At 64.3% G+C, this 13,546-nt stretch carries 15 protein-coding genes; 7 read left to right on the plus strand and 8 right to left on the minus strand.

Annotated elements, in window-relative coordinates; translation table 11 throughout:
- The 8 genes from QZY03_RS31515 to QZY03_RS31550 form a co-directional block, all read right to left on the minus strand.
- On the minus strand, positions 1-1,119 hold a 1,119-nt coding region (locus QZY03_RS31515), incomplete at its 3' end, for a DNA methyltransferase (protein ID WP_295588330.1).
- A gap of 370 nt (positions 1,120-1,489) precedes the next feature.
- Complete coding sequence (locus QZY03_RS31520) at positions 1,490-1,852, minus strand: protein-export chaperone SecB (protein WP_295588332.1); 363 nt, start codon at positions 1,850-1,852, stop codon at positions 1,490-1,492.
- Positions 1,849-2,409 (minus strand): type II toxin-antitoxin system MqsA family antitoxin, encoded by a 561-nt coding sequence (locus tag QZY03_RS31525; RefSeq protein ID WP_295588335.1) that lies wholly within the window; start codon positions 2,407-2,409, stop codon positions 1,849-1,851. Before QZY03_RS31525 ends, QZY03_RS31520 begins: the two co-directional genes overlap by 4 nt.
- An 8-nt stretch (positions 2,410-2,417) precedes the next feature.
- Positions 2,418-2,738: a hypothetical protein gene (locus tag QZY03_RS31530; protein WP_295588338.1), complete on the minus strand. Its 321-nt coding sequence runs from the start codon at positions 2,736-2,738 to the stop codon at positions 2,418-2,420.
- Between the two features lie 392 nt (positions 2,739-3,130).
- Positions 3,131-5,125 (minus strand): VTT domain-containing protein, encoded by a 1,995-nt coding sequence (locus QZY03_RS31535; protein ID WP_295588340.1) that lies wholly within the window; start codon positions 5,123-5,125, stop codon positions 3,131-3,133.
- 21 nt (positions 5,126-5,146) lie between these two features.
- Positions 5,147-6,433 (minus strand): glutamate-1-semialdehyde 2,1-aminomutase, encoded by a 1,287-nt coding sequence (hemL, locus tag QZY03_RS31540; RefSeq protein ID WP_295588360.1) that lies wholly within the window; start codon positions 6,431-6,433, stop codon positions 5,147-5,149.
- A complete protein-coding gene (thiE, locus tag QZY03_RS31545) occupies positions 6,433-7,095 on the minus strand; it encodes a thiamine phosphate synthase (protein ID WP_295588342.1) in 663 nt (220 codons plus the stop codon). The genes hemL and thiE overlap by 1 nt, the downstream gene beginning before the upstream one ends.
- A complete protein-coding gene (locus QZY03_RS31550) occupies positions 7,092-7,934 on the minus strand; it encodes a hydroxymethylpyrimidine/phosphomethylpyrimidine kinase (RefSeq protein ID WP_295588345.1) in 843 nt (280 codons plus the stop codon). The genes thiE and QZY03_RS31550 overlap by 4 nt, the downstream gene beginning before the upstream one ends.
- 196 nt (positions 7,935-8,130) lie before the next feature.
- Between QZY03_RS31550 and QZY03_RS31555 the strand changes: the two genes are divergently transcribed.
- The 7 genes from QZY03_RS31555 to tyrS all read left to right on the plus strand — a co-directional run bounded on the left by QZY03_RS31555 (position 8,131) and on the right by tyrS (position 13,198).
- Positions 8,131-8,295 carry a rubredoxin gene (locus QZY03_RS31555; RefSeq protein ID WP_295588363.1) on the plus strand — a complete coding sequence of 55 codons (165 nt, stop codon included), beginning with the start codon at positions 8,131-8,133 and terminating at the stop codon, positions 8,293-8,295.
- A gap of 64 nt (positions 8,296-8,359) precedes the next feature.
- Positions 8,360-8,863, plus strand: a complete 504-nt coding sequence (locus QZY03_RS31560) for a DUF5063 domain-containing protein (protein WP_295588348.1) — start codon at positions 8,360-8,362, stop codon at positions 8,861-8,863.
- Between the two features lie 105 nt (positions 8,864-8,968).
- Complete coding sequence (locus tag QZY03_RS31565; RefSeq protein WP_295588349.1) at positions 8,969-9,346, plus strand: iron-sulfur cluster assembly accessory protein; 378 nt, start codon at positions 8,969-8,971, stop codon at positions 9,344-9,346.
- A 193-nt stretch (positions 9,347-9,539) separates the two neighbouring features.
- Positions 9,540-10,577: an N-acetyl-gamma-glutamyl-phosphate reductase gene (gene argC / locus QZY03_RS31570; RefSeq protein ID WP_295588351.1), complete on the plus strand. Its 1,038-nt coding sequence runs from the start codon at positions 9,540-9,542 to the stop codon at positions 10,575-10,577.
- Positions 10,578-10,677: 100 nt separating this feature from the next.
- Complete coding sequence (locus QZY03_RS31575) at positions 10,678-11,385, plus strand: DUF6776 family protein (protein WP_295588353.1); 708 nt, start codon at positions 10,678-10,680, stop codon at positions 11,383-11,385.
- 79 nt (positions 11,386-11,464) lie between these two features.
- Positions 11,465-11,827 (plus strand): iron-sulfur cluster insertion protein ErpA, encoded by a 363-nt coding sequence (erpA, locus tag QZY03_RS31580; protein WP_295588355.1) that lies wholly within the window; start codon positions 11,465-11,467, stop codon positions 11,825-11,827.
- Positions 11,828-11,986: 159 nt separating this feature from the next.
- Positions 11,987-13,198, plus strand: coding sequence for a tyrosine--tRNA ligase (gene tyrS, locus QZY03_RS31585; protein ID WP_295588357.1), 1,212 nt, complete (start codon positions 11,987-11,989; stop codon positions 13,196-13,198).
- Positions 13,199-13,546: the final 348 nt, after the last annotated feature.

Consider the following 13,546-nt stretch of genomic DNA (forward strand, 5'->3'; position numbering starts at 1 on the left):
CCAGCAGTTTGTCCGCATAATTAATAAAGTCTCGATATTGTCCAGCAAATAACGGCGCCCGGAGGATTCATCGATATTGCAATAATGCGATCGAATGTAATCCGTCGTATGGGGAATCAGCACTGGCGAGAAATAGGGCTTGTCAGTTAAGGCGTAACCAAAAATCACGTCGTGAATTCTATTGAAGCCATCGGTATCGCCTCGGGCCGAAGTCCGCTTCCAGATGATCTCACTTGTGAAATTTTCGTACCCGAAAATTTCATCCATGAGCACCTTGACATAATGCGCCGCATGCCAATCCAGGTGCACATAAATGCTCCCGGTCGGCGCCAACAGCTCCTTCAGCAGCACCAGTCGCGCCCGGATCATGGACAGGAAGCTGTCCAGCCCTTCGCGCCAGGTGTCTTTGTAGGCGAGTATCTCCACCAGCGACGGCTCCTTGACCGCGCTCACCCCGGCATCGTTGTCCACATCAATGCTGATGGAGTTATCGGCCACGAAGTCGCTGTTCACCATGAACGGCGGGTCGATATAGATCAGGTCGACCTTGCCGCGATAGCGCCAGTCCCGCGTCTGCGGGTCACGCTCTTCAAGCAGCGTCTTGAGCGCCACCAGGTTGTCGTTGGTCCAGATCAGGCGGTTGACCGGAGCACGCTGCTCAGCCCGCGACCGTGCGGCTCCCAGCCCCGCGAACTGGCCCTGGCGCTCGTCCCGGTGGGCGGCAAGCCCGGGGCTCACCACCTCCTGCACCTGGGTCGGGACCCCGGTGACGGCGGGCCGCGCCTGCATTCCCTGCCAGGCGAGCCGCGGCCGGCGGCGCGGAACCTCGCAATGCAGCCAGTCGCCGCCGCTGCCCACCCCCGCCGCCGCAAGCAGCGCCGTGCGCGCCTGCGCCCCGGTCTCCGCGACAGGTAGCCCGAGGCGGGTACAGGCGAGCGTGAGCGTGTCATCGGCCAGATGCTCCAGCAGCCGTGCCAGACTGGGGCGCGCCGCCTCGCACAGCAGGGTCTGGAGCACCCCCATGGCGGTCCGCGGCGGCGTGCCGACCGCAAGCGCCTCACCCAGGCGCAGCAGGTCGATCTCGGTGGCCGAGCCGAGGAGTGTGTCCCAGATCTGCATGACTGTCCCGTTGGATGCGATGGTGCGAGCGCGGCATGTTAACCGACGCCATCGCCGCGGTGGGGCGGTGTTCGATCCGGTGACGAAGATCCGGCGTCGTGAGAATCTTGTACCTGCTCGGTGATCTCGTCTTCCTTGGCCGAGCATAGGGAGAATTTTCCATCGGCGACATCGCTCAGTAAGACGCGCCACGCCCAGCTCAGGGCAGGCGTTTATCGATGGGATCGAGCAGATCGACCCGCACCCGGTGGCCACCGGCCGCCAGGACGCTGCCTAGCTCTGTCTTTGGTGCAGACGACTTCTGAAAGTGACATTGGCGACCCTGGCACGCAGCAAAGAATGAAGGATGACAATAAAGCTTGCGAAGCGCTCAGCCTACCCGCGTACCAGCAGGTGCCTCATCCCCATCCCCCGATCCTGCGGTCGCGGGCAGTAGAATTTCAGAGTGGTCCCGGAAGTCCGCCGTGGGCAGGACCAAGGGGCCGGCGATGCAACGTGCAGTCAGCGTTGTGACCAACTCGCGGATCGCGCCATAGACGAGACTGGCACCGTTGACGAGGGCAAGATCGCGGCGTTTTTCTTTTTCGACCTTTTCAGAAACCTCGACGAGGCCCAGCGCTGCGATGTCCAGCTTGTAAGGGGTCGGTCTGTCCTCGGCCTGATCGATGGCAATGCCAAGCGCGACGATAAAGGTCAGCGCCTCGCTGTCGTCTTCGATCGGCGCCTCGTTCACGTCGAGGGAGACCCGAAATTCGATGCCGTCGAATGCGTGGGGCGGAACGAATCCTTGATTAACCGCCGCAGGACCACGCACTCCTTCTCGCGGGAACAAGGCGTCAGCGACGGGGCGGGCAACCCAGCGCGGCGCATCAGCCAAGTGGCAGCTTCCGGCACCTGATCGGCCAGGCGCAAGAGCTTTTCCATCCCATCGGATGGCGCCACTTCGGCGTTCTCGTACTTCCCGAACGCATTCGGGCCGCCGCCAAAGACACGCGCCGCTTGCACTTGGGTCAGCCCCAAGGTCTTGCGGATGCGCAGGATATCCGCCGGGACCAAACGCTGGGCGCGGTCACGCTCGGCAACCGCCTGGTTACGCGCCTCGATGATGGTGCGCTTGTTGTGCCGCGATTGATCGGGCGTGGTGATATCTTCGCCGCAGTGACTGCACAACGAATGCCGCAGGCCAAAGACGACGTAGGCGTGGTCCTCGATATTGAAATCACGCTCGTAGGCGTGCTCGACCAGTCGACCTTCACCGCACAGGGGGCAGAGGATCGCAGAATCGTTCATAGTCATCTCTAAAGCGATAAATGACAGCTAAAGACCATCACCATCAAACGGTGATCATTGGGTCTGAAGCCGAATTTCACATAGTAGCGCCGGTGCCGCGCTCGATCTCCACGGCATTGATCAATAGGGTCGTAATACAGCATATAGACATCGGCATCGGTGATCACGCCGCCACTGCTCTCACACCACTCTGAGTTTCGATAATCCTGAGACGTCAATGCGCGAATGAGGCGCGCAACATCGTCATGATCCCAATCCATATCCTGCACGGCGTTCCGGCACCGTTGAGTGGCAAGGAAGACGGCGTCACCCGTCAGGCGGGCCTGCACGGCAGCCAGGTCGTAGATAGGGCCCGGTTTCCGCCGCTTGCCGGGCAGGGGGTCCGGGGGCTCCGTCCAGGGTTGTCGCCTCAAAGTATCCACCATATTGGTGAGTTCCGCTAGATTTGTTTGTTGAGCGGGGGAAACCAGGCCAGCGGTGCGAGACGTTTGCCGACAGATGCTCCAGTGCTCTGGGTGAGTCTAACCCGTTCAGACACATGGTTACGATATCGCTGCGCGCCAGCGACTGGCCTTGATCATCGTTCCGGTCGGCCGTGAGCGATTCGCACAGCGTCTCCTCCGGCAAGACCGCGCTCTGGGTCCGCTATACGGACCGACGATCGTGCAGATCTCGAGGAGGCCGGGTTAATGACCAAGGCCTCCGGCGTCCGAAGATCGGCTCAAGGGTCCGCCGCGGCCGGCAGCGATTCGATCAGCACGGTCCGGGCCCCCGGTACGGTGTTCGTCGTCAGGTAGTCCGCCCCACCGGCGAGTTCGGTCGGCAGTGCGAATTCCTCCGGTGAGGTGGCCGGGAAGACGATCAGGTCGAGCAACACCTTCTTGTGCTGGTGGGTGACGTTGCCGACCCACAGGGGGGTGCCGTCGTCCAGTTTGAACTGCGTGGGCCACAGGCGCAGGATCTCGCGGTTGTCGCTGCCCGCTGGTCGGCCAAGCACCAGGGCCTCGTGACGGGCATCGTGGACCTGCGGGATCACAGGCAGTTCAGCCAGGGTGAGCGAGGGCGAGAGCAGCCGCATCGCATTGCCCCAATCGAGCTGCTCGACCGGTGCCCAGCCCGCGCCGGCCAGGGCGACGGCCAGCGCGGCGGGGTCGCCCGCGTACTGGATGGTCAGGGGGTGTAGGTCACGTTGGCTGATGTCCTCCCGGCGGGCGGGGAGGCGGGCCCAGTCGGTGGTGCGCCAGGCGTCGTGCGCCAGGATTTCGATGGGCCGCTGCGGGGTCAGGTTGGCCAGATTGCGGTCGTCGGTGATCCAGCCGTGGAACACGAAGCCGGCGATCAGGCCGCTCAGTGCGACGGCGCCGAAGAGGCTGGAGCGCAGTGCGACGCGGCTGTGGCGATGGAACGCCAGACCCAGGGCGGCGACCCACACCAGTCCCAGGGCGATGCTGTCGACGATGCCGGTGAGCCACTCGGCGCCCAGATAGACGCGCGCCGCGGCGACCGCGGCGACGGTGGTGGTGGCCAGGGCGTAAGGCGCCCAGCGCTGCCGTTCGGCCAGGCCGCGGGCGATGGAGACGGCGAGGAAGCCATAAACACAGGTCGCCAATAAGACCGGGCCGCTGGGGAACGACCAGGGCAGGAACAGTTGCAGACCGAGATCGGGCCGCGGGACCGCCAGCAAGGCGCCGAGGACCGGTGTGGCGACCAGCGGAAAGGCCGCGGCGGCCAGCCAGTAGTTGCCATGGCGGTCCGCCCCCTGCCAGCGCAGCCAGACGAAGACCACCGCCACCATGGGGAGGATGACGGCGGGCTCGCCCAGGGCGGCGAGCCGGACCATCAGGCGGTCGCCAAGCGGGTTGTGCAGGCTCTGGGCCAGATCCAGCGCGGCCTGATTGAGTGCCGATTCGGGCGAGCCGAACAGGGTCAGGCCGGTGATGGCCCCGACCAGCAGCGAGGCGAGCATCAGCAGGAAGGCGAACCCGGTCAGGGCACGGGCGTCCGGGTGCCCGGGGTCGGCCAGGGCATGGGCGATGCGGCCCATGTTCGGGTGCAGGTCGGCCCAGCGCAGCAGTTCCTGGAGCCAGGTGCTGGCACGGGGAGCCAGCAGTCGATAGACCAGGCGTGCAAGCCGGAAGGTGAACCAGAGGGCACCCACCAGGAGCAGTCCGAGGATGACCAGCCGCAAGGCGGCCTCGGCGGCTAATTTAAGTGAGGCGCCGAAAATCATGCCGGGGATGAAAAAAGCCAGCGTCTGGGCGGCAGCCGACGTGACGTTGGCGAAATAAAAGCGCCGCGGCGGCATCCGCATCATGCCGGCAACCAGCGGAATGATGGCGCGGCCGGGGCCGGCGAAGCGGCCGAGGGCGACGCTCCAACCGCCGTAGCGGTCGAAGAAGGCCACGCCCCACTCGAGTTGCTGCGGATAGCGCGAGAACGGCCACAGCTCACGGATGTGCTGGTTGAAATGGCGTCCCAGCGAGTAGCTCACGCCGTCGCCGGCGATGCCGCCGGCGGTCGCGGCGATGAAGGCCGGCCAGAAGGCGATGGCGCCGGTGGCGATCAGGGCACCGGTGCCGATCAGTGAAATGACCCCCGGCACCACCACCCCGATCACCGCCATCGATTCGCCCATGGCGATCAGGAACACGGTCACATAGGCCCACTCCGGGTGGCTGCCCACCCAGGCGTGGAGGTTGTGGAAGAGCTCTTCCATGGGGTCGATCGGGCGCGCCGCTTAGCCGGCGACTTGGGCGAAGGCCTGTTCCGCCGCGTCCAGGGTCGCCTGGATTTGGGGTTTCTCGTGGGTGATGGAGACGAACCCGGCCTCGAACGCGGAGGGCGCCAGATAGACGCCGCGCTCCAGCATGGCATGGAAAAAGGCGCGGAACTGATCCTGATTACAGGCGGTGGCCTGGGCGTAGGTGGTGACCTGGGGGGCCTCCGTGAAGAAGATGCCGAACATGCCGCCGACCCGGTTCACCGCCAGGGGTACTCCGGCGGCGGCGGCGCGCGCCAGCAGGCCGTTGGTGAGTTCGACCGTGCGCGCGGTGATCCGGTCATAGAAGCCGGGAGCCGAGATCAATTCCAGGGTCTTGAGCCCCGCCGCCATGGCGATCGGATTCCCGGACAGTGTGCCGGCCTGATAAACCGGACCCAAGGGGGAGAGCCGCTCCATGATGTCGCGCCGTCCGCCGAAAGCGCCGACCGGCAGGCCGCCGCCGATGACTTTGCCGAGCGCGGTCAAATCCGGACGGATGCCGTAATGGGCTTGGGCGCCGCCCAGCGCGACGCGGAAACCGGTCATGACTTCATCAAGGATCAGCACGGCGCCGGATTGATCGCAGACCGCGCGCAGGCCCTCCAGGAAGCCGGGCACCGGGGGAATGCAGTTCATGTTGCCGGCGACCGGTTCGACGATGATGCAGGCGATTTCGTGGCCGATCTCGGCAAAGGTCTCCTGGACTTGCGCCAGGTCGTTGTAGCGCAAGGTAATGGTGAGTTCGGCCAGGGCCGCGGGGACGCCCGGTGAACTGGGTTCGCCGAAGGTCAGGGCGCCGGAGCCGGCCTTGACCAGGAGCGAGTCGGCATGACCGTGGTAGCAGCCTTCGAACTTGACGATCTTGTCACGGCCGGTAAAGCCGCGCGCCAGCCGCAGGGCGCTCATGGTGGCCTCGGTGCCGGAGCTGACCATACGGACCATTTCCATGCTTGGGACCAGGGAGCACACCGTGTCTGCCATGGTGGTTTCGAGTTGGGTCGGGGCGCCGAAGGACAGTCCCTTGTGCAGTCTGGACTCGACCGCCGCCAGGACGTCCGGGTGGGCGTGACCGAGGATCATGGGTCCCCAGGAGCCCACGTAGTCCACATAGCGGTTGCCATCGGCGTCGAAGACGTAGGGGCCGAGGGCGCTCTCGAAGAACACCGGGTCGCCGCCGACACCGCGGAAGGCGCGCACCGGGGAGTTGACCCCGCCGGGGATGTGGACCTGGGCGGCGGAAAAGAGTTCGTGGGATCGGTTCATCATGGGTGCTCCGGCGGGCGCAGGCCCGGTTCGAATTGTTGGCTGAAGGCCCGCGCCGCCGCGGCGACGTCCGGGGCGGCAAAGACTCCGGTGATCACCGCCAGCAGGTCGGCGCCGGCCGCGATCAGAAGGCGGGCATTCTGTGGTGTGATGCCGCCGATCGCAACCAGCGGCACAGCGATCCTTGCCCGAGCCTGAGTCAAGAGGTCCGGAGTGGGCCGGGCGGCCCGCGGCTTGATGGTCGATGGAAAGAAGCTGCCGAAGGCGACATAGCTGGCGCCGGCCGCGGCTGCGGTGAGCGCCAGGTCGAGGCTGTCATAGCAGGATACGCCGATGATGGCGTCGGCACCGAGGCGCCGACGGGCGGCGGCCGGGTCGCCGTCGTCACGGCCCAGATGGACACCAGCACCCACGCTGAGCGCCAGTTCGAGATCATCGTTGATGATTAACGGAACCCCGGTCGCGTCACAGAGCCGCGCCAGGGCGGCCGCTTGAGCGTGGCGCCGCGCCTCGTCCAGGTCCTTAGCCCGGTACTGTATCAGCCGGGCGCCGCCCGCGATTGCCTGGGTCACCTGCGCGATCAAGCGGCGATCGGCGCTGTCCGGGGTTTCCGCTGGGATGTCGGGTGTGATGGCGTAGAGCCCGCGCAATGGCCGGTTCATCGGCCGGCTCCGGCCTGGTCGCCGGGTCCGGGAACCTCCGGCAGCGGGTCGGCAGGGAGGGCGTAAAGCCGATTGGGTGTGAGTTGGCAGCGGCCGGTGCGCCAGGCGTGTGCCAGACTGGACCAGGTGAAGGCCTGGGCGGCCGCCACCGCCTGCGGCAGCGGCATCCCCAGGGCCAGGCGGGCCGCGATGGCGCTCGCCAGGGTGCAGCCGGACCCGTGATAGTCAGCGGGCAGTCGCGGCCAGGTCGCCGAGTGCGTGCTGCCGTCCAGACCGTAGAGTCGATTGGTGACATCCGCGGATTCCGCGTGGGTGCCGGTGATCAGGATCCAGGGGATGGTCCGCGCCAGCAGGTTCCTGGCACAGTCGGCCGCATCAATGGCGCCGCTTAACTGACGGGCCTCGGGGAGATTGGGTGTCATCAGGGTGATGCGGGGGAGCAGGCTATCCAGGATGGCGTCGATGAGGGCTTGGTTCCCCAACCGCTGCCCGGCGCCGGATGCCAGCACCGGGTCGAGTACCACCGGCAGTTGCGGATTGGCGTCGATCACCGCGCACAGGGCGGGCACCAGGCGTTCATCGCCGATCAGTCCGATCTTGATCGCGCGGGGGTTGCCATCGGCGATCAGGGCGCGGCATTGGGCTTCGACCTGGGCGGCCGGTTGGGGGTAGAGGTGGCGCAGACCGCAGGTGTCCTGATCGGTCAGTGCGGTCACGACGGTCAGCGCGAAGGCGCCGGCGGCGCGCACGGCCTCGGCGTCCGCGAGAATGCCGGCGCCGCCGCTGGGGTCGTGGCCGCCGACGCAGAGGACGGTTGGGGGCCAGGGTGTTGGGTGCATTGGAGCCTCGCTAGGGGGAGCCTGGGCCGACGCGGGCCGCGTCATACCCGTTGCAATCAGCGGGTCTTGCCCAGATTTCCAAAATACGATTGTGCCTGCCGCGACTGGTCAGGCGCCACCCGACCGTGCGTTCGTCCACCCGCGCTTCCCTATCAGTGCGGGGATCAGGAGGCCGGTCGACCAGACAGGGCCGATGATGAAGACGTATATGTGTGTGATTTGTGGACTGATCTATGACGAGGCACAGGGCTGGCCAAACGACGGGATCGCCGCCGGGACCCCCTGGGACGACGTCCCGCTGACCTGGAAGTGTCCGGAATGCGGTGCGGGCAAGGACGACTTTGAAATGGTGGAGGTGTGACGGCCATCCGGTTTTCAGATGTCAAAACCAGGCATTCAAGTTCCGGCCGTCTACACTGTGTCTCATGAATGCACCGATCGATCCCTCCCGTCATCCGGATGCCGGCGTCCAGTCGTTGCTGAACACCGCCAGGCGTTACTGCGCACTGATCAACGCGTCGGGGCCGGATGTCGCGGCCTGGTTGGGTGACATCGCCGCGCTGCTTCCGCACCTGCACGCCGCCATGACTTCGGTTCACCGCAATGTCCCGCACGCGCAACACGATCATCCGGTGGATCTGGATGCGCGCTTTGAATTGTTTTCGCACTTGCGGGCGCTGCTGGCCGACCGGGACGGGTATTTTTTGGAGTTCGATCGGGCCCATGACGGGGCGGATGCCATGACCGGCAGTCTGGCCGATGACCTGACCGATATCTACTGCGAACTCAAGCACGGGCTGGACGCTTTCGATGCCAACCCCGAACGCACCCTGGAAACCTGGTTCCTCGGCTATGAGGCCCACTGGGGCCAGCATTTGGTCGATGCGCAGCGCCATCTGGCCAACCTGGCGGCCGCCAACCGGATGTGATCCGCAGGGCGACGGATGTGATTGGCGCACTTTCTGCGCTGGATTGTGCGGCGGCCTTTCTGTTAGAGTCCCCCGCCGTGTTTTAGACTACCGAGGCCATGTACTATGTCCGCATCCCTGACCAACTCGGAGCTGACGCTGACCCTGCCGGCAACGGCGAAGATGGGCGAGCTCTTCAGCCAAGTCGATGACAACATTCAGGGTGTGCGTGTCTTCGCAACCCCCGGCGGCTGTAGCGGTATCAGCTTCGGCATGACCTTCACCGATGAGATCAACGCGGACGACGGCGTCCTGGCCTGTAACGGCTTCAAGGTTGTGGTGGATGACGGGACCCTGAGCTATTTGCGCGGCGTGGAAATCGACTTCGTCGACGATGGCGAAGGCAACGCCACCTTCGTGTTCAACAACTTGCCCCAAATGGGCGGCGGTTGCGGCAGTTGCGGATCGTCGAACGGCGGTTCGTCCGGCGGCGGCTGTTCCTGATGCGTCACCGGTCGCGCCAAGCGCGGCCCGTGGTGCTTGACGGCTAACGAAAAAACGACCGAAGAGCGTCCCATTCAGAAGCGGCCTCGGCCGCTTTTTTATTTTCCGCCGGAAGACGCGCGCGACGGTCGCCATGGCCCGTATCGTGCACACCGGCCTTCGTTTCAGCCGTTGTTTTCTATAGGGGCACATCATGATCAAGGTCGGAATTGTCGGCGGAACAGGGTACACGGGCGCGGAACTGCTGCGTATCCTCATCCGTCATCCGCGCGCCGATGTCGCCGTGATCACCTCCCGCGGTGAGGCCGGTCTGGCGGTCGCAGACCTTTTCCCCCATCTGCGCGGTCTGCTCGATCTGCGCTTCAGCGCACCCGATCCGGCAACCCTGCGGTCCTGCGACCTGGTGTTTTTCGCCACACCGAACGGGACGGCGATGCAGCTTGCTCCTGAACTTCTGGCGCACGGTGTGCGTGTTATCGATCTGGCCGCCGACTTCCGACTGGAAGACGCGGCGGTCTGGGAGCAGTGGTACGGGATGCCGCACGCGTGTCCGGAGCTGCTCGCAGACGCTGTTTATGGGCTGCCGGAGCTCAACCGGGCGGCGGTGCGCACCGCCGGACTGATCGCCAATCCGGGGTGTTATCCGACCGCGGTGACCCTGGGTTTTGCCCCGTTGCTGGCCGCCGGACTGGTCGATCCGACCTGGTTGATCGCCGACGCCAAGTCGGGTGCCAGCGGTGCCGGGCGCAAGGCCGAAACCGGGCTGCTGATGGCCGAGATCGGGGAGGGCTTCAAAGCCTATGCGGTGCAAGGACATCGGCATGCGCCCGAGATTACCCAGAACCTGACCCAGGTCGCCGGCACGCCGGTCAACCTGACCTTCGTTCCCCATCTGGTGCCCATGATTCGCGGCATTGAGGCGACGTTGTATGCCCGCCTCAAAGACCCCGCCGCCACGCTTGATCTGACCGATCTGTATATGCGGTTTTACGCGGGTGAGTCCTTCGTCGATATCATGCCCGCTGGTGCCAATCCGGACACACGCTCGGTGCGCGGTTCAAACCTGTGTCGCATCGCGGTGACGCGGCAAGCCGGTGCGGACGTGGTCATCGTCCAGTCGGTGATCGACAATCTGGTCAAGGGTGCGGCCGGACAGGCGGTCCAGAATATGAACTTGATGTTCGATCTGGGCGAGACTGACGGTCTGGAAGCGATCGCTTTGCTGCCTTGAGTCCGGGATTGCTGACAAGATCGCTTGCTGTTTTCGTGGCCGCTGTTTGGACTCGGCCACGCAATTGGACGCGACCAGGATTTCGGGGAGGCTGGTGGACATGAGCAGGTTTCCGCCGCGGCTTTGGTGGCACCTGCTCGCCCTGGCCGGCTATGCGGTGCTGGTGGCCGCGGCCTTCTGGCTCGGATTCGCGTTGGGTCGGACCGACGCGACGACCATCGCCGCGGCAGTTCGGGCACCCGACGCGAGCGCGGTGACCGCGGAGGCGGCGCTGAAGTTTCAGGAGGAGATCACCGCCCTGCGCCAGGAAGGGGTGGTGCTTGAGCGCACCCGGCAGATCGCGTTGGAGACCAATCGCTCGTTACAGGATCAGTTGAAGCAGGTCCAAGGCGAACGCCTTGCCTTGATCAAGGAGGTTTCCTATCTCAAGCGATTGATTCAGGGGGGAGGCCGCGGTGCGGTGCGCGTTGCGGATCTGCGTCTGACACGGGGCGATGGGGAGGGGCTCGTGCGTTATGCGTTCACCTTGACACAGCTCAGTCCTGGCTTCGGGGAGTCGCGTGGTGAAGTCAGGTTCCTGGTGACCGGTACGCAACAGGGGCAAGAGCGCGCGTTCGACCTGGAGCAGTTACCGCACGCCGATCCCCGACGCCTGACGATGCGCTTTGAGCATTTTCAGCGTTTCCAAGGCGAGTTCAGCCTCCCCGCGGGTCTGGTTCCGGCCATGGTCGCACTCACCCTGGTGCCTGAAGGGGATCAACTGGCGGAAACCTCCGAGAGCTTTTCCTGGATCCTGAATGACCAGTGATCGGTCGCGGCGCTTGAACGCCGTCGGCCGGGGACACATCTAACCAGTCGTCATCACTTCAGCTATCAAGAGCACGCCAATGACCGCCGCAAGCACCGCCGATACCTCTTCCGATACCCCCTTGGTTTTCACCAGGCCGGCTGCCTCAAAAGTCGCCCAACTGATTGTGGAAGAGGGAAATCCTGCACTGATGCTACGGGTCTATATCCAGGGTGGCGGCTGCTCAGGATTCCAGTACGGGTTCACCTTCGACGAGGCGGTCCAGGATGGTGATACCGAAGTCGTGACCGATGGGGTCAAGCTGCTGATCGACCCGATGAGCATGCAGTACCTCATGGGTGCGGAGATCGACTACACGGAAGGGTTGCAGGGTGCCCAGTTCGTGATCCGTAATCCGAATGCGTCTACGACCTGTGGGTGCGGGTCCTCTTTTTCAGTCTGATGCTGCCCGGTGCGCACCCCGCGGCTTGCCGTTGGTTATCGGTAACCGCGGGTCTGGCGTGCGTGCGGACTGGCGCGGCACCACGGCTTGGGCTTGCGTGAACGTGGGTTGCCGTCGTAGCCTGCCGCGCTTACGTTATTTGCATGGCTGGTCAGACCGGTGGAAAGAGTCGAAGCATCGCTCGCGCTGATTCAGCGCGGAACTGAGGAAATCCTGCTCCCAGCAGCCCTACGAAAAAAACTCGAAGAGGGGCGTCCCCTGCGCGTCAAAGCGGGCTTCGATCCGACCGCACCCGACCTGCATCTGGGTCACACGGTACTGATCAACAAGTTGCGCCAGTTCCAGGAGCTTGGTCATCATATCTTGTTCCTGATCGGTGACTTCACCGGCATGATCGGTGATCCAACCGGCAAAAGCGCGACCCGCAAGCCACTGACTCGTGATGAGATCAAAGCGAACGCGGCCACCTACCAGGAACAGGTTTTCCGCATCCTTGACCCGGCGCGGACCGAGGTGGTGTTCAACTCCCAATGGATGGACGCCTTGGGTGCGGCCGGGCTGATCCAGATCGCGGCGCGGCACACGGTCGCACGGATGCTTGAACGCGACGACTTCGCCAAGCGCTATCGCGGCGGCCAACCGATCGCTGTCCACGAGTTCCTGTATCCCCTGATCCAGGGCTACGACTCGGTCGCCCTGCGGGCTGACATCGAACTCGGCGGGACGGACCAGAAATTCAACCTGCTGGTGGGACGACAGCTCCAGGAGTCTTACGGGCAAGAGCCCCAGGTGGTGATCACCCTGCCGCTGCTGGAGGGCCTGGACGGCGTCCAGAAAATGTCGAAGTCGCTCGGGAACTATATCGGGATCACCGAGCCGCCGGACGATATGTTCGGCAAGATCATGTCCCTGTCGGACCAATTGATGTGGCGCTACTTCGAGCTGCTGAGCGCGCGCGAGATGTCGGTGATCGAGGCGTGGCGGGCGTCTGTCCAGGAAGGTGCCAATCCGCGTGACATCAAGTTTGAACTCGCGGCCGAGATGGTCACCCGCTTCCACTCCGCCGAGGCGGCGCGTCTTGCGCAGGAGCGCTTTATCGCCCGCTTCCAGCAGGGTGTCATCCCTGAGGACCTGCTCGAGATCGCGGTCGCCGCGGGTGATTCCGGCGGCTTGTCCATCGCCAGACTCCTGAAGGATGCCGGTTTGGTCAAGAGCACATCCGAGGCGTTGCGTCTGATCGGGCAGGGCGGGGTCAGGATCGATGGTGACCGCGTAGAGGATCCGCATCTGATGTGTCCGGTTGACGCGGTGCATATCTACCAGGTGGGAAAGCGCAGGGTCGCCAAGGTGCGGGTTGCACCTCAATCCTAAAAAAGTCTTGACGCTCTCCAGCAGAGTTGTAGAATGGTCGGCTCGCTAAGGAGAAGCGGAAGGAACAGACGGAGCGAGCCGGCAGGATGCTAAAAAAAAGAGTTTGACACGAAGCCGAGATGATGTAGAATGATCGGCTTGCTGCGAAGGAAGCGTAGCGTTCGTGGGAGGGAGCGTTGGCCGGGATGGTTGACAACACGGCGGGATGCTGTAGAATTTGAGAGCTACGCCGCGCGGTGCGGTGAGTTTGGTGGCAGATCTTTAACAATTCGTTTAGATAACTTGTGTGGGTGCTCTGGCGTCTCTGGAGGGTTCTAGAGATCGCGACGAGCATCTTCGATGAGAAGA

The organism is uncultured Lamprocystis sp. (genome assembly GCF_903933125.1).
In the GTDB taxonomy this organism is placed as follows: domain Bacteria; phylum Pseudomonadota; class Gammaproteobacteria; order Chromatiales; family Chromatiaceae; genus Thiodictyon.

What these genes read in the sequence shown, in the direction of transcription:
- erpA (WP_295588355.1), top strand. Translation starts at nt 11,465, where the DNA reads ATGACCGCCGCAAGCACCGCCGATACCTCTTCCGATACCCCCTTGGTT.
- argC (WP_295588351.1), top strand. Translation starts at nt 9,540, where the DNA reads ATGATCAAGGTCGGAATTGTCGGCGGAACAGGGTACACGGGCGCGGAA.
- QZY03_RS31555 (WP_295588363.1), top strand. Translation starts at nt 8,131, where the DNA reads ATGAAGACGTATATGTGTGTGATTTGTGGACTGATCTATGACGAGGCA.
- QZY03_RS31525 (WP_295588335.1), bottom strand. Translation starts at nt 2,409, where the DNA reads ATGAACGATTCTGCGATCCTCTGCCCCCTGTGCGGTGAAGGTCGACTG.
- QZY03_RS31565 (WP_295588349.1), top strand. Translation starts at nt 8,969, where the DNA reads ATGTCCGCATCCCTGACCAACTCGGAGCTGACGCTGACCCTGCCGGCA.
- hemL (WP_295588360.1), bottom strand. Translation starts at nt 6,433, where the DNA reads ATGAACCGATCCCACGAACTCTTTTCCGCCGCCCAGGTCCACATCCCC.
- QZY03_RS31550 (WP_295588345.1), bottom strand. Translation starts at nt 7,934, where the DNA reads ATGCACCCAACACCCTGGCCCCCAACCGTCCTCTGCGTCGGCGGCCAC.
- thiE (WP_295588342.1), bottom strand. Translation starts at nt 7,095, where the DNA reads ATGAACCGGCCATTGCGCGGGCTCTACGCCATCACACCCGACATCCCA.
- QZY03_RS31535 (WP_295588340.1), bottom strand. Translation starts at nt 5,125, where the DNA reads ATGGAAGAGCTCTTCCACAACCTCCACGCCTGGGTGGGCAGCCACCCG.
- QZY03_RS31575 (WP_295588353.1), top strand. Translation starts at nt 10,678, where the DNA reads ATGAGCAGGTTTCCGCCGCGGCTTTGGTGGCACCTGCTCGCCCTGGCC.
- QZY03_RS31560 (WP_295588348.1), top strand. Translation starts at nt 8,360, where the DNA reads ATGAATGCACCGATCGATCCCTCCCGTCATCCGGATGCCGGCGTCCAG.